At 65.8% G+C, this 24,543-nt stretch carries 24 protein-coding genes and 1 riboswitch; of the genes, 6 read left to right on the forward strand and 18 right to left on the reverse strand.

The window, feature by feature from the left end:
• Window positions 1-95: 95 nt before the first annotated feature.
• The 4 genes from LB518_RS00220 to LB518_RS00230 form a co-directional block, all read right to left on the reverse strand.
• Window positions 96-695 carry an SCO family protein gene (locus LB518_RS00220; protein ID WP_224571712.1) on the reverse strand — a complete coding sequence of 200 codons (600 nt, stop codon included), beginning with the start codon at window positions 693-695 and terminating at the stop codon, window positions 96-98.
• Between the two features lies 1 nt (window position 696).
• Window positions 697-1,269 carry a copper chaperone PCu(A)C gene (locus LB518_RS00225; RefSeq protein ID WP_224571714.1) on the reverse strand — a complete coding sequence of 191 codons (573 nt, stop codon included), beginning with the start codon at window positions 1,267-1,269 and terminating at the stop codon, window positions 697-699.
• Window positions 1,270-1,349: 80 nt separating this feature from the next.
• On the reverse strand, window positions 1,350-1,811 hold the full coding sequence (locus LB518_RS24790; RefSeq protein ID WP_353619921.1) for a DUF2946 family protein: 462 nt from the start codon (window positions 1,809-1,811) through the stop codon (window positions 1,350-1,352).
• 21 nt (window positions 1,812-1,832) lie between these two features.
• Window positions 1,833-2,651 (reverse strand): transglutaminase-like domain-containing protein, encoded by an 819-nt coding sequence (locus LB518_RS00230; protein WP_224571716.1) that lies wholly within the window; start codon window positions 2,649-2,651, stop codon window positions 1,833-1,835.
• 326 nt (window positions 2,652-2,977) lie between these two features.
• Window positions 2,978-3,091, forward strand: a riboswitch (TPP riboswitch).
• A gap of 75 nt (window positions 3,092-3,166) precedes the next feature.
• On the opposite strand from LB518_RS00230, the gene thiM reads away from it, so the two are divergent.
• The 3 genes from thiM to aceB all read left to right on the forward strand — a co-directional run bounded on the left by thiM (window position 3,167) and on the right by aceB (window position 6,341).
• Window positions 3,167-3,991 carry a hydroxyethylthiazole kinase gene (gene thiM, locus LB518_RS00235; RefSeq protein ID WP_224571718.1) on the forward strand — a complete coding sequence of 275 codons (825 nt, stop codon included), beginning with the start codon at window positions 3,167-3,169 and terminating at the stop codon, window positions 3,989-3,991.
• On the forward strand, window positions 3,991-4,632 hold the full coding sequence (gene thiE / locus LB518_RS00240) for a thiamine phosphate synthase (RefSeq protein WP_224571720.1): 642 nt from the start codon (window positions 3,991-3,993) through the stop codon (window positions 4,630-4,632). Before thiM ends, thiE begins: the two co-directional genes overlap by 1 nt.
• A gap of 116 nt (window positions 4,633-4,748) precedes the next feature.
• Window positions 4,749-6,341 (forward strand): malate synthase A, encoded by a 1,593-nt coding sequence (gene aceB, locus LB518_RS00245; protein ID WP_224571722.1) that lies wholly within the window; start codon window positions 4,749-4,751, stop codon window positions 6,339-6,341.
• Between the two features lie 4 nt (window positions 6,342-6,345).
• On the opposite strand, the gene dmeF is transcribed toward aceB, so the two are convergent.
• The 5 genes from dmeF to LB518_RS00270 form a co-directional block, all read right to left on the reverse strand.
• On the reverse strand, window positions 6,346-7,347 hold the full coding sequence (gene dmeF, locus LB518_RS00250) for a CDF family Co(II)/Ni(II) efflux transporter DmeF (RefSeq protein WP_224571731.1): 1,002 nt from the start codon (window positions 7,345-7,347) through the stop codon (window positions 6,346-6,348).
• A gap of 26 nt (window positions 7,348-7,373) precedes the next feature.
• Window positions 7,374-7,649 (reverse strand): metal/formaldehyde-sensitive transcriptional repressor, encoded by a 276-nt coding sequence (locus LB518_RS00255; protein WP_224571733.1) that lies wholly within the window; start codon window positions 7,647-7,649, stop codon window positions 7,374-7,376.
• Between the two features lie 121 nt (window positions 7,650-7,770).
• Window positions 7,771-8,982 carry an MFS transporter gene (locus tag LB518_RS00260; RefSeq protein WP_224571735.1) on the reverse strand — a complete coding sequence of 404 codons (1,212 nt, stop codon included), beginning with the start codon at window positions 8,980-8,982 and terminating at the stop codon, window positions 7,771-7,773.
• Between the two features lie 120 nt (window positions 8,983-9,102).
• Window positions 9,103-9,606 (reverse strand): MarR family winged helix-turn-helix transcriptional regulator, encoded by a 504-nt coding sequence (locus LB518_RS00265; protein WP_224571737.1) that lies wholly within the window; start codon window positions 9,604-9,606, stop codon window positions 9,103-9,105.
• A 63-nt stretch (window positions 9,607-9,669) separates the two neighbouring features.
• Window positions 9,670-11,139 (reverse strand): outer membrane beta-barrel protein, encoded by a 1,470-nt coding sequence (locus LB518_RS00270; RefSeq protein ID WP_224571739.1) that lies wholly within the window; start codon window positions 11,137-11,139, stop codon window positions 9,670-9,672.
• Window positions 11,140-11,323: 184 nt separating this feature from the next.
• On the opposite strand from LB518_RS00270, the gene LB518_RS00275 reads away from it, so the two are divergent.
• Window positions 11,324-12,352 (forward strand): KpsF/GutQ family sugar-phosphate isomerase, encoded by a 1,029-nt coding sequence (locus tag LB518_RS00275; protein ID WP_224571741.1) that lies wholly within the window; start codon window positions 11,324-11,326, stop codon window positions 12,350-12,352.
• A 23-nt stretch (window positions 12,353-12,375) separates the two neighbouring features.
• On the opposite strand, the gene LB518_RS00280 is transcribed toward LB518_RS00275, so the two are convergent.
• The 3 genes from LB518_RS00280 to LB518_RS00290 form a co-directional block, all read right to left on the reverse strand.
• Complete coding sequence (locus tag LB518_RS00280; RefSeq protein ID WP_224571743.1) at window positions 12,376-13,860, reverse strand: MDR family MFS transporter; 1,485 nt, start codon at window positions 13,858-13,860, stop codon at window positions 12,376-12,378.
• Window positions 13,861-14,017: 157 nt separating this feature from the next.
• Complete coding sequence (locus LB518_RS00285; RefSeq protein WP_224571745.1) at window positions 14,018-15,586, reverse strand: DHA2 family efflux MFS transporter permease subunit; 1,569 nt, start codon at window positions 15,584-15,586, stop codon at window positions 14,018-14,020.
• Window positions 15,587-15,762: 176 nt separating this feature from the next.
• Complete coding sequence (locus LB518_RS00290; RefSeq protein ID WP_224571747.1) at window positions 15,763-16,995, reverse strand: HlyD family secretion protein; 1,233 nt, start codon at window positions 16,993-16,995, stop codon at window positions 15,763-15,765.
• Between the two features lie 243 nt (window positions 16,996-17,238).
• Between LB518_RS00290 and LB518_RS00295 the strand changes: the two genes are divergently transcribed.
• On the forward strand, window positions 17,239-17,892 hold the full coding sequence (locus LB518_RS00295) for a TetR/AcrR family transcriptional regulator (protein WP_224571749.1): 654 nt from the start codon (window positions 17,239-17,241) through the stop codon (window positions 17,890-17,892).
• A 43-nt stretch (window positions 17,893-17,935) separates the two neighbouring features.
• On the opposite strand, the gene LB518_RS00300 is transcribed toward LB518_RS00295, so the two are convergent.
• Both LB518_RS00300 and LB518_RS00305 read right to left on the reverse strand, forming a co-directional pair.
• Window positions 17,936-18,553 carry a L,D-transpeptidase gene (locus tag LB518_RS00300; RefSeq protein WP_224571750.1) on the reverse strand — a complete coding sequence of 206 codons (618 nt, stop codon included), beginning with the start codon at window positions 18,551-18,553 and terminating at the stop codon, window positions 17,936-17,938.
• Between the two features lie 97 nt (window positions 18,554-18,650).
• Window positions 18,651-19,367: a L,D-transpeptidase gene (locus LB518_RS00305; protein WP_224571752.1), complete on the reverse strand. Its 717-nt coding sequence runs from the start codon at window positions 19,365-19,367 to the stop codon at window positions 18,651-18,653.
• 262 nt (window positions 19,368-19,629) lie between these two features.
• On the opposite strand from LB518_RS00305, the gene LB518_RS00310 reads away from it, so the two are divergent.
• Window positions 19,630-20,277 carry a DNA-3-methyladenine glycosylase I gene (locus LB518_RS00310; RefSeq protein ID WP_224571753.1) on the forward strand — a complete coding sequence of 216 codons (648 nt, stop codon included), beginning with the start codon at window positions 19,630-19,632 and terminating at the stop codon, window positions 20,275-20,277.
• An 83-nt stretch (window positions 20,278-20,360) separates the two neighbouring features.
• Here the strand turns inward: LB518_RS00310 and hisG are convergent, their stop codons facing one another.
• The 4 genes from hisG to LB518_RS00330 form a co-directional block, all read right to left on the reverse strand.
• On the reverse strand, window positions 20,361-21,344 hold the full coding sequence (gene hisG, locus LB518_RS00315) for an ATP phosphoribosyltransferase (protein ID WP_224571755.1): 984 nt from the start codon (window positions 21,342-21,344) through the stop codon (window positions 20,361-20,363).
• Window positions 21,341-22,453 (reverse strand): ATP phosphoribosyltransferase regulatory subunit, encoded by a 1,113-nt coding sequence (locus tag LB518_RS00320; RefSeq protein ID WP_224571764.1) that lies wholly within the window; start codon window positions 22,451-22,453, stop codon window positions 21,341-21,343. The genes hisG and LB518_RS00320 overlap by 4 nt, the downstream gene beginning before the upstream one ends.
• Window positions 22,450-23,910 (reverse strand): histidine--tRNA ligase, encoded by a 1,461-nt coding sequence (gene hisS, locus LB518_RS00325; RefSeq protein WP_224571766.1) that lies wholly within the window; start codon window positions 23,908-23,910, stop codon window positions 22,450-22,452. The genes LB518_RS00320 and hisS overlap by 4 nt, the downstream gene beginning before the upstream one ends.
• A 142-nt stretch (window positions 23,911-24,052) precedes the next feature.
• Window positions 24,053-24,520: a DoxX family protein gene (locus LB518_RS00330; protein ID WP_224571767.1), complete on the reverse strand. Its 468-nt coding sequence runs from the start codon at window positions 24,518-24,520 to the stop codon at window positions 24,053-24,055.
• Window positions 24,521-24,543: the final 23 nt, after the last annotated feature.

Here is a 24,543-nt window from a genome sequence, read left to right on the forward strand (position 1 = left end):
ATGTCCGTGAGCCGGTTCGAAGTTGGAGTCGGCCGCACAGTGCGGCGCGGCGTCCGTCCTGGCAAGGCGCGCGGCAACGTTGCGCGCCTTTCTGCTCAGCCGTTCTCGGCCAGCTGTTTCAGCTTCGCCACCCGCGTCGGCTGGTCCTCTTCCAGCGAGATCGTGCTGGTGAGCGCGCCCTTGCCGTCCATCAGGTAGACGGTCGCCGTGTGGTTCATCGTGTAGTCTCCGCCCTCCGTCGGCACCTTTTCGTAGAAGACGCGATAGGCCTTGGCGAGACTGGCGATCTCGGCCGGTGTCCCCGAAAGACCGGTGATCCGGGGGTCGAAGGCCGAGAGGTATTCCTTGAGCGTTTCCGGCGTGTCACGTTCCGGGTCGACGCTGACGAACAGAACCTTGAGCTTGTCGGCGAGCGGGCCGAGCTGTTCGAGATCGAGTGTCAGGTCCGAAAGCGTCGTCGGACAGACATTGGGACAGCGCGTGAAGCCAAAGAACACGGCAAAGGGCTTGCCGCCGAGATCGGCATTGGTGAACCTTCGTCCGTCCTCCGCCGTCAGATCGATCGGTCCGCCGACCGGATAGCGTGGCGCCGATGGCGCCCCGCCATGCGTCAGATGATAGCCGATCATGCCGGAGACGCCGAGGGCGACGACCGCCGACAGCGCCATGAGGGCGAGCCGCGTCCGGCCGGCCATCTCAGTGATCCATCTTCATGCCGGGCATTGCGTCGCCGCCGTCATGCTTCATCGGCTTCGGATTGGCGCCGATCGCGTCGACGACGTAGTCGACCTCGACCGTGCCCGCCTTCTCGAAGGTGAGCGAGCCATGCACGTTGGTGCCCCGGACAAGCGGCCCCTTCAGGTCAAGGAGCATGAGATGCAATCCGTTCGGATCGAACGTCACCGTTCCATGCGCCGGAATGTCGAGACCGCCCTCGACCTGGCGCATCTTCATCACGCCGTCCTCGACGCTCATCTCGTGAATTTCGGCGCGTCCGGCGATCTCGACGGTTGCGCTGACGAGCTTGTCGGGGGTGTCGCCATCATTGGTCACGGTCAGATAGCCACCGGCGACCTTGGCGCCCGGCGGCGTCGCCCGCGACCAGGGATGGCCGATCTCGATCGCGCCGATCTTGTATTCATGCGCGGCGGCGGCATCGACACCGACCAACAGGAACGCCATCGCGAGAACGGCGATGCCGATCCGCTCTTCGGGGCTTACGAAAAGGCGGCGAAGCGCAACGCGCGCGGAACTGAGGCGGGAAAGCATGGGACTTCATCCTGAAAAAGACGGAACGGCCGCGCGGTGAAGGCCGGCGGCGAAGGGGCCGCGTCTGCGGCCAGCTGCGTTCAGGCGTCTGGAGGCGCGCGCGAGTGGAGCGGAGCCAATTCTGATCGCTCTAGACCGTCTTGCTTTGAAACCGCCGCTTCAAGCACCGCCAATTCATGACTGGTGCCGGGTAGGACGAACGCCGCCGGAGTTGGAACGGCGCCGCCAGTCATGGGGCAGCCGAGCGTGCAGCAATCGACAAGATGCGTCCGGTTGGACGGTTGGCTCGCAGGGCCGGCTGACGACGAGCTGCCTGCAGAGCCGCAGATGACGTCGCTGCGAAGCGCGATTTCGGCCTGCGCACCCGTCGCGAGGCCGCTCAGGAGCGCCTGAATGACGAGGAACAATGCGACGAGCATGACCGCGTCGTCCGCAAGTCCTCCTCTGCGCTGCGTCCGCGTCATCGCCGCCCTGGTCCGTTCCGCTCGGATGCTAGCGTTAGCACTCCGCGCAGCGGAGGCAAACGGCCGGCGGGGCGACATTTGCACCCACCGCCGGCAACGTCAGGATTCAACCGGCGAAAGCTCTTCCGTCACCACCGTGAACCGGGTCAGCACGTTCGGCCCGAATGTGTGGGTCAGCGGTACATCTCCGGCATCGCGGCCGCGCGCGATCAGGACGCGGCCGATGCGGCGCTTGTTGTTGCGCGGGTCGAAGACATGCCAGCGGCCGCCGAGATAGACCTCCATCCAGGCAGCGAGATCCATCGTGGCATAAGGCGGCGGCTCGCCGACATCCGAGATATATCCCGTGCAATAGCGTGTCGGGACGTTGAGCGCCCGGCAGAAGGCGACCGCGAGATGAGCAAAGTCGCGGCAGACGCCGACGCCATCCCGATAGGCGCCGGCGGCGGTGCGGAAGGGGCTTGCGAGCTGATAGTTGAACGTCAGGTGGCGATTGACGAAATTGCAGACCGTCTGAACCCGCTCCCAGCCAGGCGGCGTCGTTCCGAACAACCGCCACGCCTCGTCAGCGAGCTGATCGGACTCGCAATAGCGGCTCGGCAGCAGGAACATCAGCACATCGTCCGGCAGGTCTTCGATCGGATGCTGGATGGCACCGTAGTCGACCGGGTCAGGCAGACCGTCGTCCCAGATGATCGTCCGCGTGCCGAGCGTGAATGGCCCCGGAGGCGCCACGAGCCGGCAGCACTGGTTGCCGAACGTATCCGCATAGGCGGAGACGTTCACGACCGGGGTGGTGACAAGAGTATCGGGGTATTCAAGCGATGGCCCCAGCGAGGGGTGAACGTTCAGCATGACGATCATTGGTGTCGCCACCTGGAACTCGTAGCTGAGCTCCGTGCCGAGCCTGAGGCGCATGTGTGTTCCTTTTGTCCGCGATGTTGCGCCGCCATGGTGGCCGATCGGACTTGCGCCCGTGTCGCCCATGCAGAACGGACCCTGATCCCTCAATCGCCGTGAGGGCGCCCGGTTCCGGTCAGCCACGAAGCCGTGCAAGTTTGATGCCTCGCTGGCCCGCCGCAGGCATTCCGCCGGAAAAGCCTGCCGATACCGGTCATAGGCCGACATGGTCATGGCGTCCATGGCAGGCGGTCGAGCAAGCGTAAGGCCGACAGATTAAATTTGAGGCGTTTCCGATCCCCGACCGACGGCCTTGCGCCCGGCGCCGTCCATGCTAGGTTGCCCGCGTCTCATCGGGGTGCCTCGATCCGTGCGCGGATCCTGGCTGAGAGGCCTTCGGGCTAACCCGCGAACCTGATCCGGATCATGCCGGCGGAGGGATTGAGCCAAGCGCGGCCGGATCATCGTTCCGGAACCAAGGTAACGCGCCCAAGCCATCGTTCCGTCCTGCGCCAGAAGCCAAGGACGAAGAAGTGACCACGACCACCGACAATTTCTCGATCGATGCAGCCGCGGCTGCCCTTGCCGATATGCGCGCCATGCGGCCGCTCGTTCAGAACATCACCAATTTCGTCGCGATGACGATCTCGGCCAATGTGCTGCTTGCAGTCGGCGCTTCGCCCGCCATGGTTCATGCGCCGGACGAATCGGCGGACTTCGCGGCGATCTCGTCCTCGCTCGTGGTCAATATCGGCACGCTGTCGGAGAGCTGGGTCGACGGCATGCGCCGCGCCATCCTGCAAATGAACGAAGACGGCAAGCCCTGGGTGCTCGATCCCGTCGGTTGCGGCGCGACGCCCTATCGGACGGCAGTGGCGGCGGAGTTCGCCCGCCTTTCGCCGGCGATCATCCGCGGCAATGGCAGCGAGATCCTGAGCCTCGCCGGTGCATCCGGCGCAGGCGGCAAGGGCGCCGATTCGACCGCTCGCTCCGAGGACGCCGTCGAGGCCGCCAAGGCTTTGGCGCGCGAGACGGGCGCCGTGGTCGCCATCACTGGCGCCACCGATTTCGTCACCGATGGCACGCGCGTGATCGCCGTCGAGGGGGGCGATGCGCTGATGCCGCTTTCGACCGCTCTCGGTTGCGCCCTGTCGGCGACCGTCGCGGCCTTCGCGGCGGTCCGTCCGCCGTTTGAGGCCGCCGTCGCTGCGCTCGCCGTCTATGGCGCGGCCGGTGCCGTCGCTGCCGCGGACCTGAAGGGCCCCGGCCATCTGCCGGCCGCGCTCTGCGACGCGCTCTATGCCATCGATGCCGCAGCGCTCGCTGGCCATGCCAGCATCCGTGTGGAGGCCGCGTGATGGCAGCGCCCTTCGATCTCTCGCTCTATCTGGTGACCGATGCCGGCCTCGCCGGGCCGCGCGGCGTCGTCGAGACCGTGCGCGCGGCTGTGGCCGGCGGCATCACGCTTGTCCAGTTGCGTGACCCGGCAGCCAAGGGTCGGGCTCAGGTCGAGACGGCGGCGGCGCTCCTCGAAATCCTGCGCCCGCTCGGCATTCCGCTCATTATCAACGACCGGGTCGACGTGGCCCTTGCCGTCGGCGCAGACGGCGTCCATGTCGGCCAGAGCGATATTCCGGCGGCGATGGTCCGCGAGATGATCGGTCCCGACAGGATCCTCGGTCTCTCCGTTTCCTATGCTTCGGAACTGGCGGCGCCCGATCTCGGCTTTGTCGACTATCTCGGGGTCGGGCCGATCTATGCGACGCCGACCAAGACCAATGCCGCGCCGCCGATCGGCTTTGACGGTCTTGCCGCCCTGGCTGCCGCGTCGCCTCTGCCGGTCGTCGCGATAGGCGGGGTCAAGCAGGAGCATGTCGAGCCAATCCTCGCCGCTGGCGCCGCTGGTGTCGCGATCGTCTCCGCCATCATGGCCGCCGACGATCCGGCCGCTGCGGCAGCCGACTTCAGCGCCCGGATCAGACGCTTCCGCAGCGGCTGAAGCGATCGGATTTTTGCGCGGGTGGAAACAGTGCTCGTATCATTGTGCTTGTTTCGTTGAAGACGCCGAAGTGAGAAGGTGTCTTCCAACCCGCCGATCTGCTTGAGGAGAGAGTGATGTCCGTCCACGCCAACCGCCTCGTCGTCACAGGCGCTTCCGCCGAGCGCTATGATGAGATCCTGACGCCGGAGGCGCTGGCCTTCGTGGCCGAATTGCATGGCCGTTTCGATGGAAAGCGCCGGGCGCTGCTCGAATTCCGCAGCGAGCGCCAGAGCTTCTTCGACAATGGCGGCCTGCCGGATTTCCTGCCCGAGACCGCACATGTCCGCGACGGTGACTGGAAGGTTGCGCCGATCCCGGCCGATCTCACCGATCGCCGCGTCGAGATCACCGGCCCGGTCGATCGCAAGATGATCGTCAACGCGCTCAATTCAGGCGCCAAGGTCTTCATGGCCGATTTCGAGGATGCGTCCTCGCCGGTCTGGTCCAACATGGTCGAAGGCCAGTTGAACCTCAAGGATCGTTGGGCTGGCCAGATCGACTTCACCGATGCGAAGACCGGCAAGGCCTACAAGGTCGGCCCCCGCCCGGCCGTCCTCATCATCCGGCCGCGTGGCTGGCACCTGCCCGAGCGCCACATCACCTTCGACGGCGCGCCGGCCTCCGGCTCGCTGGTCGATTTCGGGCTCTACGTCTTCCACAACGCCAAGGCCGCGCTCGCGCAGGGCTCCGGTCCCTATTTCTACCTGCCGAAGCTCGAGAGCCATCTGGAAGCCCGTCTCTGGGACGAGGTCTTCAGTGCTGCCGAGGAATGGGTCGGCCTGGCGCATGGCACGATCAAGGCGACGGTGCTGATCGAGACGTTGCCGGCTGCCTTCGAGATGGACGAGATCCTCTATGAGCTTAAGGATCACATCGTCGGTCTCAATTGCGGCCGCTGGGATTACATCTTCTCCTTCATCAAGACGCTGCGGAACAATGCCGACTTCCTGATGCCGGATCGCGGCCAGGTCGTCATGGGCAAGGCGTTCCTCAAGGCCTATTCGGAACTCCTGATCAAGACCTGCCATCGCCGCGGCGCTTTCGCGATGGGTGGCATGGCTGCGCAGATCCCGATCAAGAACAATCCGGCAGCGAACGAGGCGGCCTTCGCCAAGGTCCGCGCCGACAAGGAGCGTGAGGCCGGTGCCGGCCATGACGGCACCTGGGTCGCGCATCCCGATCTCGTGCCCGTCGCCATGGAAGTGTTCGACCGGATGATGCCGACTCCGAACCAGCTCACGCGGCTGCGCGAGGAAGTGTCCTACGGCCAGAAGGACATGCTGGAGATTCACGAAGGCACGCGTACGGAGGAGGGCCTTCGGCACAACATCCGCGTCGGTGTTCAGTATATCGAGGCTTGGCTCCGTGGCCGCGGCGCCGTGCCGATCTACAACCTGATGGAAGATGCGGCGACGGCCGAAATCAGCCGCGCCCAGATCTGGCAGCAGCTGCATTTCGAGGCGACGCTCGAGGGCGGCGTCAAGGTGACGGAAGAGCTGTTCCGCCGCTGCCTGGCCGAGGAGATGGAGGTCGTGAAGGGCGAGATCGGGCCGGACAACTATGCGGCCGGTCGCTTCCCCGAGGCGATCGAATTGTTCTCGAAGCTCTCCACCGCCCCGACCTTCGAGGCCTTCCTGACGGTTCCGGCCTATGGCCTGATCGACTGATCGCTCAGGCGGCCGGGCGCGTCTCCACCGTGAGATGGGCGAGGCCGTGCATGCCCGAGAGGCGGCGGCGAATATCTGCCGCCTCGACATCGCCCGCGACGCTGACGATCGCCGCATGCGCGCCCGGACCGACGCGCCAGACATGCAGATCGGTCAGGCGCAGTGCCGGCCGTCCCGGTTGCGTCGTCCGCGGCAGAACGCGGTCGCGCAGAGCCGCCTCCATCCCCGGATCGCTGCGATCGAGCAGCACCGCTGCCGTTTCCCGGATCAGCGACCACGACCAGACCGCGATCACCACGGCGCCGACAATGCCCATCACCGGGTCGAGCCAGACCAGCCCGAGATAGCGCCCCGCGAGCAGCGCCGCGATCGCGAGCACGGAGGTCAGCGCGTCGGCCAGCACATGCACGAAAGCCGAGCGCAGATTGTTGTCGCGCTCGTCATGGGCGGCATGGGGATGATCATGATCCTCGCCGTCATGTTCATGATGACCGGCATGGTGGTGCGCGTGGTCATGCCCGTGGCCGTGATGGTGCCCATGCTCATGACTGCCGGCAAGCAGCAGCGCACTGACGAAATTGACCCCGAGACCGACCACCGCGATGACCGTTGCCTCGCCAAAGGCAACCGGCCCGGGCTGCATAAGCCTCAGGACGGATTCGACGCCGATGCCGAGCGCGATGAGGGCGAGAACGAGCGCTGACGCGAAACCGGCGAGGTCGCCGACCTTGCCGGTCCCAAAGGTGAAGCGCGGGTCGCGCGCATGGCGACGGGCAAAGCCGTAAGCGAGCGCGGCGACCCCGAGCGCCCCGGCATGTGTCGCCATGTGAAAGCCGTCCGCGAGCAGCGCCATCGAATTGAACGCGTAGCCGGCAATGATCTCGGCAGCCATCATGATAGCCGTGATCGCCACCACCCAGAGCGTCCGCCGCGCGTTTTCGTCGTGCCGGCTGCCGAGGAACACATGGTCATGTGTCAGTTCGTCGAATTCGCCGTCGAAACTCATGACGTTCTCCTCGCTCCGAAGCGCGCCTATCGGGCGTGGCGACGGATCACCGTGATCAGTTCATCGGCGCCAGCTGTCCGCGCGGCGTCGTCGAGTCCGGGCTTCGCCACATGCTCGCGGATGTGATCGGCGATGAGCTCATCCATCAGCCCGTCGAGCGCCCCGCGCACCCCCGCCACCTGATGCAGCACAGCCGCGCAGCCGGCATCGCCAGCGACGGCGCGCTCGACGGCAGCGATCTGCCCGGCAATCCGCCGAATGCGGGCGAGCAGCGGATCCTTGTTCGATGAGAGGTGCGACATAGGGTAGGGGTGTACCCTATATTTCCGGATATGAACAGTGCCGCCTCTCAGACGAAATGAGTCGTCTCGATCAGGCGCCTTGTGGGATTCGGTTTGTGACCAAGCTACCGGATTAGCTTCCTCAGGAAGCCCTTCGGCGGCTCCGGCCAGGCTGCAGAACGATGATAGCGGCGGGAACCAGGACCAGCGTTGCAAGGCAGGTGAACACCGTCAGCGCCAGGAAAGCGCCGGCGAGGCCGAAAAGGTCGCCGAGCCGGCCGAGCAACAGAACGGGCAGGCAATTGGCCAGATAGGCCGTCACATAGAAGGCCGAGACGAAGGTCGCGCGCTTGTCGGGTGGGGCGATGCGGTTGACGACGCCCGCGGCGCCGACAAAGGCCGCGCCATAGCCGATTCCGATCAGCACCGTTCCCAGGACGAAGCCGGTCGGGCTCGCCACTTCGATCGTGATCAGGCAGCCCAAGGTCGCGACCGCGACGATCACCGTGCCGCCGATCAGCGCCCGATCGGATGAAATCCGGCCTGAGGCCATCTGGCTGAGGCCGCCGACGAGTTGGAACACGGTGACGATCAGCCCGGCGGCGGCCATCGAGGGCAGATGCAGCAATTCGTGCACGAAGCTCGGCCCCAGCGAGGCGAAGCTCGACCCGACCGACCAGACGATGAACACCGACCCGGCGGCGATGGCGAAGGCGGCAAGTCGCGGCGCCCGGGGCGCGGTGGCGGCGGACGGTGCGGCCTGCTCGATCGGCGCAGCAAGACGGATGGGCCGCCACGGCGCGATGACAAGTCCGGCAAGAGCGGCCGCCGCCAGCGCTGCGATGATCAGGAAGGGCAGGCGCAGCGGATCGACGTCGAGCGCCAGGCACAGCGCCGATATGGCCGGACCAACCGCGCAGCCGATCGTGAACACCGATGTCGCCAATACCGCCGAGCGGCGTGTGTCGAGCCGGGGATCGAGTTCGATCAGCGCGGCATTCGCGGCGCCCGTTACCGCGCCCGTTCCGATGCCGGCGAGGAAGCGCCCGATGAACAGGGCATGGATATCGGTGGCGGTTCCGAAGACCAGCGCCCCCGCGATGACGACCAGCAGCGCGGCTCCGATGACCACGCGTCGATCGCGCAGACGGTCGGACAGGCGACCGAGCATGAGCAGCGCCAGCAGCGTGCCGCCAGCATAGACGGCGAAAATGGCGCTGATGGTGAAGGTATCGAGAGACCAGCGGGCCCGATAGACGCCATAGAGCGGCGAAGCGGCCGTACTGTTCAGCAGCGCCACCATGATGGCGAGCGCCACGAAGCTGCGGGCCGGAATATTGCGCGAAGGGGACAAGGCTTTCCAGGGCGCAGGACGACGCGCGAAAAGGGTGTCGGCGCTATCGTCCGGTGACGGGCACCCTTTATAGGATGACGCGCCCGCCGCGGCACGCGGCCATTCGGCGCGGCTTGCCGATCAGGCGGTTTCGATCGCCGGCTCGGCGGCCGCTTCCTCGATCTCGTCCTCGACCGGCTCGTCAGGCTCCTCGGCGGTGATCGAGAGGTTCTTCTCGATCTGGCGCAGAAGCTTGCGCAGACGCTTCACATCCTTTTCGTCGATGCCGGCGAGCGCTTCCTTTTCCAGCCGCTTCCAGCCGCGATCGACATCGGCGATCGTCTCGTTGCCCTGGGTGGTGAGGAAGACATGGGCCTGACGGCCATCGCCCTTCGAGGCGCGCCTTTCGACATAGCCTTGCACCGCCAGCCGGCTCACCATCTTGGTGACGGTGGGCGGCTGCACGGAAAGCGTCTGCGCGAGCTGGCTCATCGACAGCCCATCCTGCTCGGCGAGCGCCTTGAGAACGCTCTCCTGGCCAGGGTGCAGGCCAATGCGCACGAGGTGGCTGCCCGAGCGGCCGCGTGCGGCGCGCGCGGTCTGTGCGAGGCGGAAGGTGACGGTCTTACGATGGTTGAATGCCATGATGGCTTACCTTCGCCGAAAATCATGTCTGCTAGATGACACGGCAAAGCATCGCAGCGCCAGTCATCGCTGCAGACGAAGCCCGATCGTGGCTGTCGTGGTCGGATAGCTGCCGCCCTCGACTGCGCTGGCGAAATATTGCTGCTCGAGACGACCGACGATCCAGGCTTCGCGGTTCAGCTTCCAGGTGCCCTGGATGCCGGCTTCATAAGTGATCTCGTTCACGTCGGCGTCGATATAATGCTGGTGCTGCCAGCCGACATCCGCCGCGAGCGTGAAGTTGCGACGAACATAGCGTTCCACCGAAAGGCCGAGATCGTAGACGATGGTGCTGGACGCATTGATGTCGGTCGCGGGGTCGACGTAAGTCGCTGCGACAAAGGCGACCTGGGTCAGCGGCGAGGGCGACCAGATCAACGAGGCGTCGATGGTCGGCAGGTCGAAGGGCGCAAACCGCGAATCGTCGTAGGTTTCGTGCCTCCAGCCGAGCGCGATCTCGCCCTTGAGGATCGGATCGGCCGAATAGGCAATGCCGCCGCGCAGCGTGATGCCGCGACTGTTGCGGCTGTAGCCGGAGGGATCGTTCGGATTTTCGAAGAGCCGGTTGGAAATCTCAGCCTCGACGAAGGGTGCGATGGTCGGTGTCCACTGATAGCCGATGCGGGCCGCGGTGTTGATCAGCGTGTTGTCGAGATAGGCTTGCGTCACCGCGACGTTGTCGACCTGAAGCGGGTCGTAGCCGGTGTAGGTTGCCGTGCCTCGCAATTGCAGGACGGTTCGCCCGACGCTGCCATCAAGCGTTGCGCCGGCGTCGTAGGTGTTGATGCCAGGCGGGTTCTGGACACCCTCGGGATAGCCGAACTGGCTGCTCGATTGGGTGTCGTAGATGTAGTCCGCCTTCAGCCTCAGCGCCCAGTCGCGTGGCAGGTCGATCCGGCCGTTGGCCTCGACATAGAGGTTGGAATCGGGCTTGACGCTCGTGTCGGTGAAATACTCGTAGTCACCTTTCAGGCGAAACTGGAATTCGTTCGAGGCCCAGTCGGACTTCAAAAGGATGTCCGGTGCGATGGTGAGCGTGCCCGAGGGTCCGCCTGTCGAGGATTGCGCCGCGTTCGAGGTATAGCCGCCCCTAAGTTCCACCGCCGGCAACAGGATGAAGCTGCCCACGCGGATGCCGGTTGGATCATAAGCCGTCTCGTCGCGCGCATCGGACGTCTTGCTGCGCTTGGCGGGGCCATCGTCCTCATTGCCGGTCACGGGCTGCACGCCTTGCACGCGCGTGACCTTGCCATCTTCTGCCAGATCGGGGGTGGTTGTCGTCAGGTTGTCGTCGGTGGCGTCGATGCCCTGCTGGTTCGAAATCTCGACCGGCTGGCCGGAATCGGTGCCGCGCAGCGAGGAGAAATCGTCGCTGGTGTCGAAGGCTATGCCCGGCCCGCTGCCGTTCGCGACGCTTTGCGCGCGCGCCGCCGACATCGGTGCAAGCGCCGCGATCAGCGTCGCCGACAGAAGGGTCCGGTGGATGACGCGCATCGGCCTTGTCGTGTCCTTGCCAGCACGGCTTCAGGCCACTCCCGGCCCGGCTTTATGGTTTCCGAAATGTAAACGGGCTTGGTTAAGAGAAGGTTGTCATGGGCGCTTTCCAGCGGCTGGCGATTTTCGCCGGCGCGCGTGCTACACGATCGCTTCGATGAACGGGTTGAGTGCGGAGAACGGCATGGGTTCCGAGCGACAAGGCACCAAAGCGGGCGAGGATCAGACGCCCGGTGAGGCGCCGGCCATCGACGCGGTCGCTTCGGCACTCCGCACGGTCGCGAGCGAGCAGGCCGGCCTTGCCGAACTGGCGCGGGCGCTGGCCGGCGATCTCGCGGCGGATTTCGCCGCCGTCGTAAGTCTGATCCGCGCCGCGAAGGGCCGTGTCGTCGTTACCGGCGTCGGCAAGAGCGGCCATGTCGGCGTCAAGATCGCGGCAACGCTGGCCTCGACCGGCACACCCGCCTTTTTCGTCCATGCCGCGGAGGCGAGCCATGGCGATCTCGGCATGGTCGCGGCGGCGGACGATGTCATCCTGGCGCTATCCTGGTCGGGGGAGACTGCCGAGCTGCGGCCAATCGTCGAATATGCCGGTCGCTTCAGGAACCCGCTCGTCGCGATCACCGCCAACCCGGAAAGTTCGCTTGCCCGTCACGCGAGCCATGTCCTTCTGCTTCCACGCGCCGAGGAGGCCTGCCCGCATGGCCTGGCGCCGACGACCTCGGCGGTGATGCAGCTTGCGCTCGGCGATGCGCTCGCCATCGCTCTCCTCGAGGCGCATGGCTTCACGGCGCAGGATTTTCGTCTGTTCCATCCCGGCGGCAAGCTCGGCGCCAGCCTGCATTTCGTCACCGCGGTGATGCATGCGGGGGAGGCGATGCCGCTCGCGCCGCTGGGGACGCTGATGGGCGATGCGATCGGCGAAATGTCGGCGAAGCGTTTCGGCTGCGTCGGCATCGTCGATGGCGCGAACCGCCTGGTCGGCATCGTCACCGATGGCGATCTCCGCCGTCACATCGGTCCCGACCTCCTGTCGCGCCCGGTCGAGGCCGTGATGACCCGCGCCCCGAAGACGATCCCGCCCGACATGCTGGTCGGCACCGCGATCGATCTCCTCAACACGACGCGGATCACCGCCTTCTTCGTGGTCGAGGATGGCCGCCCGCTCGGCATCCTGCACATGCATGATCTCTTGCGGATCGGTGTCGCCTGAGACGGATCAGCGTCGCTGCGAACTCAGTCGAGCACCACCGTCGTCGGGCGCTCGCCACCGCGCAGCGGCCGCTCCTCCATCAGGAGCAGCAGCAAGAAGGAGATGATGATGCAGCCCGTCGCTGCGGCGAAGATCCCGCGGAAGGCGTCGGCGAGCGAGATGCTGGACCCGGCGCTGGCGATGAGGCTCTCGACGGAAACGCCGCCGGTCGCGCCGACGCCGGCCAGGAAGATGGCGCCGAACGTCGCCACCAGGATGGCACTGCCGAGGGCGCGCATGAAGTTCACCGTGCCGGTGGCCGTGCCCATGTGATGCGGCGCGACCGCGTTCTGCACCGCGACGACGGTGACTGGAAACAGCGTGCCGAGCCCGGCACCGACGACGACAAGCACGATCTCCATGCCGAACATCGGCAGTTGCCCCGCCGTGACCGTGAGGACGATCATCGCGAGTATGCTGATCGAGAGGCCGATCATCGGCGCCCGCTTGTAATGGCGCACGCGGGCCATGATCAGGCCGGACGTCTGCGCGCCCGCAACGGTACCGACCGAGAGCGGGATGAGTGCAAAGCCGGACGCGGCGGCGTTCATATGCAGCACCGACTGGAAGAACAGCGGCAAATAGATCGAGAGCCCGACCATGGTGCCGATGCCGAAGAAGCCGGCCAGCGTCGCGCTGGCGACGACGCGGTCGCCGAGGACGCCGAGCGGCAGGAACGGCTCCGGCGCCGTCATCAGCCGATAGGCGAACAGCGCCCACGCGACGATCGAACCGGCGAGGAGGCCGATAATCTCGCGTGACGACCAGGGATAGATCACCCCGCCCCAGCTCAGCGCCAGCAGCAGCAGCACGGCCGCCAGCACCAGGAGCCCGGCACCGGCATAGTCGAGCTTGTGGGCGCGCTCATGCCGCGGAAGCTTCTTCAGTGCGTTATAGGTCATGAAGAAGGCGAGCGCGCCGAGCGGCACGTTGATCCAGAAGATCGCTGCCCAACCGACCGATTGCGAGATAATGCCGCCGAGCACCGGCCCCGCGACGCTCGACAGCGCGAAGACGATGCCGAAATAGCCCATGTAGCGTGACCGCTCCTTGGGGGAGACGGCGTCGGCCGTGATGGTCTGCGCCAGCGAAATCAGCCCGCCGCCGCCGAGGCCCTGCACGAAACGGGCGACGATGAGCGCGAACATGCTCGGCGCCAGCGCGCAGGCGATCGACCCGATGATGAAGATGACGATGGCAGCGAGCAGCGTCGTCCGGCGGCCATGGATGTCGCTGATCTTGCCATAGAGCGGCGTCGCAGCCGTGGACGACAGCAAATAGGCCGTCACCACCCACGAGATGTTCTGGAGATCGCCGAGTTCACGTCCGATCGTCGGCAGCGCCGTTGCGACGATCGTCTGGTCGAGCGCGGCGAGAAACATCGCCAGCATGATCCCGATGATGATGGTTCGAACGGTGGCGTGGTCGAGCGGCGCGGGTTCGGCCCGGGTCGAGACGGAAGCATCCATGAAATGGCCATGTTGATTGGGGCCGTCATGCCCTGACGGGGCAGGCGGCCGAGGACAGTCCGTAAGGACACCGAATATTAGCGCGCTGGGCCCGTCATCTCAATGCGGAGCGGCCGAACTTTGTCGTTCGGCCGCTACTTCGTGCATGCGTGCCACATCAATGGCCGCCGCCGCCGCCCGCCGCGGCCCGTGCCGCCGGCTTCTGCGCCAAAGGAACGAGCAGGACGATCGCGGCGAAGAGCACCGCGAGCACGAGGAAGACGTCCGAAAACGCCATCACGAGCGCCTCGCGCTTGGCCGACTGCGTGATCATCTGCAGCGCCGCGAGTTCCGCGTTAGAGCCAAGGGCCGAGAAGCCGCGGCTCAGGGCAGCGAAGCGCTCGGTCGCAGCCGTGCTGCTCCAGGTGACGGTTTCGTGCAGGCGGGCGATGTGCAGGTCCCAACGGTCGTTGAGCAGCGTCGTGATCACGGCGAGGCCGACCGCGCCGCCAAGATTGCGGGTCAGGTTGAAAAGGCCGGAAGCATTCTTGATCCGCTCAGGCGGCAGGGTTCCAAGCGCCAGCATCGAAACCGGGATCATCGACGTCATCAGCGCGACACCGCGCAGCGCCTGCGGAATGAAGAGCTCCGTGAAGGCCCAGTCCTTGGTGATCGGCACCAGTTCGAGGCAGGAAAACGCGAACAGCGACAATCCGGCGGCCATCATCACGCGGGGATCGAGGCGCTGCGCCAGATTGCCCGCGATCGGCGCCGTGATCATCATGAAGATGCCGGTGACGAACATCGTCTCGCCGATCTGCAGCGAATCATAGCCGCGCACGCGCGCCAGATAGACCGGATAGAGATAGACGAGGCCATAGAGGCCGACGCCCAGCATGAACGAGAACAGCGACCCGGTCGCGAAATTGCGGTTGTTGAAGGCCCGGACGTCGACGATCGGCTCCTTCGCCGTCAGGACGCGCCAGAAGAAGGCGATGCCGGCGACGACAGCGACGATGGCCAGGATGGCGATCGACTCGTCCTGGAACCAGTCATTGGCCGACCCCTCCTCGAGCACATATTCAAGGCTGCCGAGAAAGGCCGCGAGTGTCGCAAGCCCGAAATAGTCGAAATGGTCGAGCAGCTTGAGGTTTGGCTTGTCCCAGTCGACGCAGGTGAGGACGCCGATGGTGACGGCGATGCCCGGCAGGACATTGACGAGGAACAGCCAGTGCCAGGAAAACAGGTTGGTGAGATAGCCGCCGATGGTCGGGCCAATGGTTGGCGCGAGCGTCGCGATCAGTCCGACGATCGCCGAAACCATGGCCTGACGGTTCTTCGGGAAGATCGTGAAGGCGGCCGCGAACACCGACGGGATCATGCCGCCGCCGATGAAGCCCTGCAGGCCGCGCCAGATGATCATCTCGGTGATCGTGTTCGCGGTCGAACAGCCGATCGAGGTGATGGCGAAACCGCCGGCCGCGATGGCGAACAGATACCGCGTCGAGAGCGCCCGTCCGAGGAAGCCGGACAGCGGAATCATCACGATCTCGGCGATGAGGTAGGCGGTCTGGACCCAGGAAACCTCGGACGAGGACGCCGAGAGGCCGGCCTGGATCTCTGCCAGCGAGGACGAAACGATCTGGATGTCGAGAATCGCCATGAACATGCCGACGCACATGGCGACGAAGCCGAGGATGCGGCGCGGCGTCATCACGGGCTGTTCGAATGCTGCTGGTCCGGCCATGGCAGGCGCTCCGGAATTCGCGTCGGCGGTCGGCGAGCGGCCTTTCCGGCGTTCTTGTGAACGGTTTGTCAAAGTCGAGAGGGGAAACAGCCGCCGGGGTAGGGACCGCGGATGTTTCCCCTCTCCTTTACCTCCCGGGGGAGGGTCTCGCTTCCTCCCGCAGGAGGATTCTCGCGTCAGTTGGCGACGGCGCCCTGTCCGGTGCGCTTGTCGATCTCGACGGTGACAGAAAGACCGGGGCGCAGTGCTCCGCCGGCGATAGCCGATGCCGGCACAGCGATGCGAACCGGCACGCGCTGCGTGATCTTGGTGAAGTTGCCGGTCGCGTTGTCGGGCGGCAGCAGGCTGAACACCGAGCCGGATGCCGGCGCCACGCTCACCACCTTGCCGTCGAAGCCCTCGCCGTCGGCGGCATCGACGGTGACATGGGCGACCGCGCCCGGCCGGATTCCGGCGAGCTGCGTCTCTTTGAAGTTCGCGTCAATATAGACTTCGGTCAGCGGCACCAGAGCCAGCAGACGCTGGCCCGCGGCGACGAACTCGCCTGGCTGAACCGCGCGATTGCCGACGACGCCATCGAAGGGCGCGCGGACGATCGTGCGGTCGAGATCGAGCTTCCGCTGGTCGAGCGCGGTGCGATACTGGTCGAGCTGGCGTTCGGCTTCAACGCGCTGGGCGGTCAGCACATCGACATTGGCCTCGGCAGATGCGAGGCCCGCCTTGGCCGCTTCGACCGCGGCTGCGGCTTTGTCGTTGGTCGCCTTGGCCTGGTCGACGGACTGCTTGCTGGCGAACTGGCTCGCATTGAGCTGCGTCGCGCGATTGAAATCGGCAACTGCCAGCTCACGGTCAGCATCGGCCGACGTAATCGACGCCTTGGCCTGATCGACGGCGGTCTTCGCGGCGGCAATCTGCTTGTCGATGCGGTCAAGCGCGGCCTGCTGCGAGGCAATCTGGTCCTCGGCCGCCGTGATGGCGACCTTCTGATCCGAATCGTCCAGATAGACGAGCGGATCGCCGGCCTTGACGGAGGCGTTGTCGACCGCGGTCACATTGGCGACATAGCCGGCAATGCGCGGCGCCACCACGGACGAATCGGCGCCGACATAGGCGTCGTCGGTCGAGACCATGAAGCGTCCGGTCGTCCACCATTCATGGCCGTAATAGCTGCCGGCGACGATCGCGACCAACGCAACGGCGCCAAGAATGAAGCGGCGCCGTCCGCCCTTTGCCGGCGGCTTCGTGGCCGGCGCAGGCGGCTGCTGCGCGACGGGCGCGGCGGCAGGCTCATGGACGGGGGGCGCCGCGGGCGTGGGGGAAGTCGGTGCTTCGGCAGTCTTACGTTGCACGGGTGCCAGATCGCTCGATCCGGTATCTCCGGCGTCCTCGACGAGGGCGATTTTGGCCATGGCCCGCTCCTTGAAGAAAGTCATTGACCGAACGGTTCGGTCAGTTGCGGCTTGATTTAGCGGAGCAGTACGCCTAAATCAAGATCGAACTGAACGGTTCGGTCATTTTTTCTACGCAGCTGGCTCGTATGGCCTTCATCGCGGTTGGTGGGGGAGAATGTTTTTGCTAGCGTTGCGCACGATCAAAGCCGAATCCGCTCGATGGACATCAATGGCCGCGAGTGCGGCAGAGAGGACAAGGACGTGATCAGTGCCGAAGCCGAGCTGATGGTCGGCGACCAGGGTGCCGCCGGACATGATCCGCGCAAGCGCAGGCAGATCCTGGACGGCGCGCGGGCCGTCTTTCTCGAAAAGGGCTTCGACGCGGCGAGCATGAACGACATCGCCCGCGTCGCCGGGGTGTCCAAGGGGACGCTCTATGTCTATTTCGAGGATAAGGAGCATCTCTTCGTCGAACTGATCTCGACCGAGAAGCGCGAGGAACTGTTCAGCGTCATCCAGCTCGACCACGACAATCACGACGTCGTGGCGGTGTTGACGGATTGCGGAACGCGGCTCGTCGAGATCCTGACGCGGCCTTACTATGTGCGGGCGATGCGCACCGTGTTCTCGATCGTCAATCGCATGCCGGAGATCGGCGCGGAATTCTACGGCCGCGGCCCGGCGCTCTGCGCCGAGCAGATCGCGGCCTATCTTCAGACCCAGGCCAAAGCCGGTGTGCTGGAGATCGAGGACTACGAACTCGCGGCGTCGCAGTTCATGGAACTCGCCCAGACCGGCGTGCTCAAGAAGTTGCTCTTCGGCATCATCACGACGCCGGATCCCGAGGAAATCCGGCAGCGTGTCGCGCACGCAGTCGACTTTTTCATGAAGGTCTACCGCAAGCCGGCAGGCTGATCGCTGCCGGATCTCCGGGACTGATGAAGGGCCGTCGCGCGCGTCAGCGCACGATCACCTTGGTGCCGACCGGCGTCCGTTCATAAAGATCGGAGACGTCATTATTGACCATGCGGATGCAGCCCGACGACACATTGTGGCCGATGGTCCACGGCTCGCTGGTGCCGTGGATGCGGAACATCGTGTCGCGGCCGCCGTCATAGAGATACATCGCCCGGGCGCCGAGCGGGTTCTGCGGGCCGCCCTTCATTGAGGCGGGCAGGATGCGGCCCTTCTGCTTCTCGCGCTGGCGCATTTCCGGCGGTGGTGTCCAGGTGGGCCATTCCGCCTTGCGGCCAACCTTGACCTTGCCTTGCCAGCCGAAGCCTTCGCGGCCGACGCCGACGCCATAGCGCATCGCCCGGTTGCCGTCCTCGACGAGATAGAGGAACTTAGCGTCTGAATCGATGACGATCGTGCCCGGCGCCTCTTCGCTGACATAGCGCACACGCTGGCGCTTGTATTTTGCAGGAACGGCAGCGCCGGGAACCGCCTCGACGGGCTGGATGTCGAAGCCGCCTGAGAACAGCTTGCGGAAAAACCCCTCGGCATGCGCATCGCCTGCCGTCAGCGTGATCGCGGCTGCCAGGGCAGCCATCCGAATCGTGTTCCAGCCAGCCATCGAACCCTCCGTTTCTTGGTCTTCTACGCTGCCGGGTGAGAACCCGGCCGCGATCTGGACGATAAAAAAGCCTGCCGGTCGCGGCAAGCGACGCCGATCACATGACGATGACGCGTGTGCCGACGCCGACGCGCTCGTAGAGATCGGTCACGTCCTCGTTGCGCATGCGGATGCAGCCTGACGAGACCGCCTTGCCGATCGACCACGGCTCGTTTGAGCCGTGGATGCGATAGAGCGTCGAGCCGAGATACATCGCGCGGGCGCCGAGCGGATTATTGGGGCCGCCTTCCATGTGAACGGGCAGGCCTGGGCGGCGCTTGCGCATTTCCGGCGGCGGCGTCCAGCCGGGCCATTCGGCCTTGCGCGTGATGCGGTGCTCGCCGGCCCATTCGAAGCCTGGCTTGCCGACGCCGACGCCATAGCGGCGGGCCTGGCCACCGGGCTCTACGAGATAGAGATAGCGGGCATTGGTGTCGATGATGATCGTGCCCGGCCTTTCGGGGCCGCTATAGGCGATCACCGCCGGCAGGAAAGCCGGGTCGAACTGCCGGCTCGCAGGCTTTGCCGCGCGTTGCTGCGGGATCGGAACCGGCGTGATGCTGGAGACCATGACCGGCGCGACCGGCTGGCGAACGGTGCGCTGCGAGATGACCGGCCGCTTCTTGCCCGGTGCATATTGCAGCAGCCAGGGCTCCGACAGATCGGGGCTCAGCAGCACGGGCGGACGCGGCACATAGCGGTCGCTGGCAGCATGGGCCGCCCCGGGGATAGCGACGACGGCTGCAAGCGCTGCGGAAAGGATGAGGTTTCGCATGGACGTACTCGACACAAGGCGTCTGGCGACGGGGTTGGCGTCTGGCGACAAGGTTGCGGCAGGCGGGCGCACCAATGCCCGCCTCTTGGACCGGCCGCACGCGGCGCTCCGGCTTCGAGGCAAGACTGAGGCACAGGCTGGAAAAGAAGGATGAACGCGCCGTTTCGGCTCGCATCGTGGTGAATTTTCGGTTAACCGGCCGGCTCTTGCAGCCGCTGCCGGAACCGGGCTAAACAAGAACAAACATCGAACGGGGGTCGAGATGGAGCTACCGGACGGGGTCGTGGCGGGAACCGATGGCCGACCGCGCTGCTGGTGGAGCAGCGGACTTCCCGACTACGAAGCCTATCACGACGGCGAGTGGGGCAGGCCGGTCACCGAGGATCGGCGCCTGTTCGAGAAGCTCTGCCTCGAGGGTTTCCAGTCCGGACTGTCCTGGCTCACAATCTTGCGCAAACGCGAGAGTTTCCGCCGTGGCTTTGCGAATTTCGAGCCGGCGGCGGTGGCTGAGTTCGGCGACGCCGATATCGAGCATCTGCTGGCAGACGCCGGCATTGTCCGCCACCGCGGCAAGATCGTCTCGACGATCAACAATGCCCGCCGCGCGCTTGATCTCATCGCGACGGAAGGTTCGCTCGCCGCCTATGTCTGGAGCTTCGAGCCGTCGGCGGCGGAGCGGCCATCGCGCTTCGATCGGGCTTCGCTCACCGCCGCCTCGACATCGCCGGCCTCAGTTCGCATGTCGAAGGACCTGAAGAAGCGCGGCTGGAGCTTTGTCGGGCCGACGACCGTCTACGCCTTCATGCAGGCGATGGGCCTCGTCAACGACCATCTGGAAGGCTGCCCCTGCCGGAGCGAAGCCCTCGAATTGCGCGCCGAACTGGTCCCGCCCGTCCGCAAGGTTCAGTGAGGGCGCGCCGCAAGAAGGCTTCGGTCGTCGTGAAGTCTTGATTGCCGGGGTGACCCCGGCAATGACCGTTCGGAAGGACCGACTTATGCCGGCATCTGCCCGTCGAGGCGGCCGAGCAGGCGCGCGGCGAGCGGGCTGGTCGCGGAAAACACCATGTCGAGGCGCGTGACCGTGACGCTGCGGGCGCCGGCGCCGGTGCGAAGCCATTCGGCGCACTGGTAGACCTTGGATGCTGGGCAATGCAGCGTCAAAGGCCCGTGCCCGGTGCCGAACGGCGCCGTGGCTCCGAAGCGGTCGTGGGCGACCATCGCCGCGCCCTCGCCATCGCTGACATCGGCGCGGATCTCGCGCAATGAACGGCCAGCCGCCTCCGCTTCGATCCGGTCGAGGATGGTGCGCAGCGCCCCGCGCGCGCCACCGCTCCAGTTGGCAGCGATCGAGGCGACGAGATGCGCTTCCGAGCGCAGGATGACGCCGTCGCCGATAACCTTCAGCGCATTGGCGGCAAGGGTCGACCCCGTCGTCGTGATGTCGACGATCAGATCGGCGGCGCCGGATGCAGGCGCCCCCTCGGTTGCGCCGAGGCTTTCGACGATCCGATAATCGGCGATCCCGTGCTCATGGAAGAAGCGCCGGGTCAGGTTCACATATTTCGTGGCGACAGTGAGCCAGCGGCCATGGCGCGGGCGGAAATCTGCAGCGACATCATCGAGATCGGCCATACTGCGCACATCGATCCAGCCCTCGGGCACGGCGACGACGACATCGGCATGACCGAAGCCGAGCGGCAACACGAGGTCGAGCCGTTCGGCGAAATCAGGCACTTCCTCCTCGACGAGGTCACGCCCGGTGACGCCGAGATGCACGGTGCCCGCAGCCAGTTCCCGCGTGATCTCGGAGGCCGAGAGATAGGCGATCTCGACATCGCCCAGGCCGGTGATGCTGCCGCGATAGGAGCGCTCGCTCCCGGCCTGCTGCACAGGAAGTCCGGCGCGCGTGAAAAAGGCGTTGGCGTTTTCCTGCAGCCGGCCCTTAGAGGGGACGGCGAGCACGAGCGGGGCGGTCATCGGGCCTCCTCCTTGACGCGGTCGAGCCAGAGGGCGAATCCGACGGCCGGCACGCTGGCCTTGGCGCCGAGCGCCGGCAGCAGGCGGTCATAGCGGCCGCCACCGACAACAGGCTGGCCGCTGATACCGGCGGGATCGTGAATTTCGAAGACGAAGCCCGAATAATAGTCGAGCCGGCGGCCGAAGCTGGCCGAAAAATGCAGCCTGGCAATGTCGATGCCACGGCGGGCGAGACCTTCCGAGCGCTTCTCGAAGCTGTCGAGCACGGTGGCCATGTCGATATTTTCGTCGGTGGCGAGGCTTCTGAGGTCAGCGAGCGCCGCTTCCGGCGTTCCGGAAACGGCGAGGAAACGTCCGATCACCGCGCGGGCGCGGTCATCGAGACCGGCTCCGGCCGCGAGCGAGGATTGTTCGAGGAAACGATCGGCGATCTCGCCGGCCGCGCGCCCGCCGACCGAGCGAATGCCGGCAATCGAGAGAAGATCCTCGACGATCCGATGCGCCGCCTCATGGTCGGTGCCGTCAAGCGCCGAGAGGAAGCCGGCATGCGCCGGCGCCTCGGCCGACTTGCCGCCCGAGAGCCGCTCGATGGCCGCTTCGAGGCGTGCATCATCGCCAAAGGCGCGTGCGAGGCGTCGCTTCCAGACCTGGGCGATGCCGAGCGCATCGATCACAGCCGAGAACAGCAGCGAATCGCCGATGCGGACATCCGGAGCGTCGAGCCCGTAGAGGCCGACGGCGTCGATGGCGAGCGCCAGCACGTCGGCATCAGCCGTGATGCGATCCGTCCGGCCGAGCGATTCAATGCCGGCCTGGTGGAATTCACCGCTGGCGCCGATCCGGTGCCGGAACACCGGCCCGATATAGGCATAGTCGGCCATGCGGTGCGCATCGCCGGTCGCAAGGTGATGCAGGCAGACGGGAATCGTGAACTCGGGCCGCAGGCAAAGTTCGCGGCCATCCACGCCCGACGTCATGTAGAGTCGGCGGCGCAGATCCTCGCCGGCGACCTCGAGGAATACGGTCGCATCGGAGAGAATCGGCGGATCGAGGAAACGATAGCCCGCCTCGGAGAGGAGGATGCGCAGCGGGGCGCTGTCGACGGTCATGCGGTACCTCCCTCGACGATACGCCTCACAGCCTCGACCATGTCGGCCTCGGCCACCTCGAACTGCGCCGGCCGACCTTCGCGCCAGGCCGCGTTGTCGGCGATCCCCGCCGACATCTGCTTGCCGAGCGCGAGATCCTTGATCTGCACGACGCCCTTGGCCAGTTCATCGCCGCCCTGGATGATCACGCAGGGGCTGTTGCGCTTGTCGGCATATTTGAGCTGCGCCTTGGGGCCGGAGCCGCCGAGATAAAGCTCGGCGCGGATGCCGGCGTCGCGGAGCGTCTTGACCATGCGCTGATAGTCGCCCACCCGGTCGCGATCGAAGATGGTGACGACGACAGGGCCGGGTTCCGGCGTGGTGGAAATCTTGCCGAGCGCGGTCAGCGCTGCCATCAGGCGGGAAACGCCGATCGAGAAGCCTGTGCCCGGAACGCTTTCCGACCGGAAGCGCCCGACCAGCCCGTCATAGCGCCCGCCACCGCCGATCGAGCCGAAGCGCGCCGGCTCGCCCTTGTCGTTGACCGTCTCGAACAGCAACTCGGCCTCGAAGACCGGGCCGGTATAATATTCGAGGCCGCGGACGACGGAGGGGTCGATCTTGATGCGCTCCGGGCCATATCCCGCTGCGCTTACGAGCGACTGGATCTCCGCAAGTTCGCGTAGTCCATCCGCTTCAATCCCGGACGCGTCGGCCGAAGCGCCGGCCTCTGCGGTCAGCCTCGCGACGACCTTATCGATCGCGACCTGATCCAGACCCGCACCCTTCGTAAAATCGCCGCTCTCATCCTTGCGGCCGGCGCCGAGCAGAAGCCGCACGCCTTCCGGGCCGAACTTGTCGAGCTTGTCGATCGCGCGAAGCACGGTCAGCCTTCGGCCGGCGTTCTCTTCACCCGCAAGCCCAATTGCGTCCATGACGCCGTCGAGCACCTTGCGGTTGTTGACGCGGATGACGTATTGGCCGCGCTCGAGGCCCAGCGCCTCCAGCGTGTCGGCCATCATCATGCACATCTCCGCGTCGGCGGCCGGCGAGGCGGCGCCGATCGTGTCGGCGTCGAACTGCATGAACTGGCGGAAACGGCCGGGGCCGGGCTTCTCGTTGCGGAACACCCAGCCCGCGCGATAGCTGCGATAGGGCTTCGGCAGCGCGTCGAAATTCTCGGCGACAGTGCGGGCGAGCGGCGCCGTCAGGTCGTAGCGCAGCGACAGCCACTGTTCGTCATCGTCCTGGAACGAGAACACGCCCTCATTCGGCCGGTCCTGATCGGGCAGGAACTTGCCGAGCGCATCGGTATATTCGATCAGCGGTGTTTCCACCGGTTCGAAGCCATAAAGCTCGTAGACGGCCTTGATCTTCGCGACCATGGCCTCGGTCGCCTTGATCGTGCCGGCATGGCGATCGACGAGCCCGCGCGGGAGCCGCGCCTTCAAGGCGTTCGTCTTCTTGATATCGGCCATGTCGTTCATTCCCGTGTCGCGCGCCCCGGTTCCGGAGCGGTGCGTTTCGTACCCCATCGACCCCCTCGGGGCAACCTTGGGGCCCCCAAACGAAAAGGCCGCCCCGAAGGGCGGCCTTGACGAAACGCTGAGGCGCGGAGGCTCAGAACGCGCGGCCGAGCTTGGCGTCGACCGAATACTGGTTGGCGCCGCGGAACACGAAATAAAGCGAGGCGAAGAACCACAGCGCCGGATATTCGAAGCCGCCGCCCTGGGCGAAGAAGCCGTTGCCGATATGGACGCTCATGACGGCGACCGCGAGAACGATGGTCGTCGCGACGGCCGCCGGCCGGGTGAAGAGACCGATGGCGAGCAACAAGCCGCCAACGAATTCGCCGAGGCCGGCGAGAACGGCGAGCGGCACGGCCGGCTCGAGGCCGATCTGGCTGAAGAAGCCCGCGGTGCCGGCGATGCCGCCGCCGCCGAAGAGGCCAAACAGCTTCTGGGCGCCATGCGGCACCATCCAGAGGCCGACGGCGACGCGCAGCAGCGCTTCGAACAGCGGCGTGGCACGGGAATATAGGCCGCCAAGGGCAGGCACGATGAGCTTCTGGCTGGAAAGATCGGTCAAGGAACGCACTCCGGAGAGGTGAA

The organism is Mesorhizobium sp. BR1-1-16, assembly GCF_020165495.1.
Classification (GTDB): Bacteria; Pseudomonadota; Alphaproteobacteria; order Rhizobiales; family Kaistiaceae; genus Kaistia.

Excerpts from the sequence above, each read along its gene's own strand:
- LB518_RS00220 (WP_224571712.1), bottom strand. The coding sequence starts at position 695 with ATGGCCGGCCGGACGCGGCTCGCCCTCATGGCGCTGTCGGCGGTCGTC.
- LB518_RS00225 (WP_224571714.1), bottom strand. The coding sequence starts at position 1,269 with ATGCTTTCCCGCCTCAGTTCCGCGCGCGTTGCGCTTCGCCGCCTTTTC.
- LB518_RS24790 (WP_353619921.1), bottom strand. The coding sequence starts at position 1,811 with ATGTCGCCCCGCCGGCCGTTTGCCTCCGCTGCGCGGAGTGCTAACGCT.
- LB518_RS00230 (WP_224571716.1), bottom strand. The coding sequence starts at position 2,651 with ATGCGCCTCAGGCTCGGCACGGAGCTCAGCTACGAGTTCCAGGTGGCG.
- thiE (WP_224571720.1), top strand. The coding sequence starts at position 3,991 with ATGGCAGCGCCCTTCGATCTCTCGCTCTATCTGGTGACCGATGCCGGC.
- aceB (WP_224571722.1), top strand. The coding sequence starts at position 4,749 with ATGTCCGTCCACGCCAACCGCCTCGTCGTCACAGGCGCTTCCGCCGAG.
- dmeF (WP_224571731.1), bottom strand. The coding sequence starts at position 7,347 with ATGAGTTTCGACGGCGAATTCGACGAACTGACACATGACCATGTGTTC.
- LB518_RS00255 (WP_224571733.1), bottom strand. The coding sequence starts at position 7,649 with ATGTCGCACCTCTCATCGAACAAGGATCCGCTGCTCGCCCGCATTCGG.
- LB518_RS00265 (WP_224571737.1), bottom strand. The coding sequence starts at position 9,606 with ATGGCATTCAACCATCGTAAGACCGTCACCTTCCGCCTCGCACAGACC.
- LB518_RS00270 (WP_224571739.1), bottom strand. The coding sequence starts at position 11,139 with ATGCGCGTCATCCACCGGACCCTTCTGTCGGCGACGCTGATCGCGGCG.
- LB518_RS00275 (WP_224571741.1), top strand. The coding sequence starts at position 11,324 with ATGGGTTCCGAGCGACAAGGCACCAAAGCGGGCGAGGATCAGACGCCC.
- LB518_RS00280 (WP_224571743.1), bottom strand. The coding sequence starts at position 13,860 with ATGGATGCTTCCGTCTCGACCCGGGCCGAACCCGCGCCGCTCGACCAC.
- LB518_RS00285 (WP_224571745.1), bottom strand. The coding sequence starts at position 15,586 with ATGGCCGGACCAGCAGCATTCGAACAGCCCGTGATGACGCCGCGCCGC.
- LB518_RS00290 (WP_224571747.1), bottom strand. The coding sequence starts at position 16,995 with ATGGCCAAAATCGCCCTCGTCGAGGACGCCGGAGATACCGGATCGAGC.
- LB518_RS00300 (WP_224571750.1), bottom strand. The coding sequence starts at position 18,553 with ATGGCTGGCTGGAACACGATTCGGATGGCTGCCCTGGCAGCCGCGATC.
- LB518_RS00305 (WP_224571752.1), bottom strand. The coding sequence starts at position 19,367 with ATGCGAAACCTCATCCTTTCCGCAGCGCTTGCAGCCGTCGTCGCTATC.
- LB518_RS00310 (WP_224571753.1), top strand. The coding sequence starts at position 19,630 with ATGGAGCTACCGGACGGGGTCGTGGCGGGAACCGATGGCCGACCGCGC.
- hisG (WP_224571755.1), bottom strand. The coding sequence starts at position 21,344 with ATGACCGCCCCGCTCGTGCTCGCCGTCCCCTCTAAGGGCCGGCTGCAG.
- LB518_RS00320 (WP_224571764.1), bottom strand. The coding sequence starts at position 22,453 with ATGACCGTCGACAGCGCCCCGCTGCGCATCCTCCTCTCCGAGGCGGGC.
- hisS (WP_224571766.1), bottom strand. The coding sequence starts at position 23,910 with ATGGCCGATATCAAGAAGACGAACGCCTTGAAGGCGCGGCTCCCGCGC.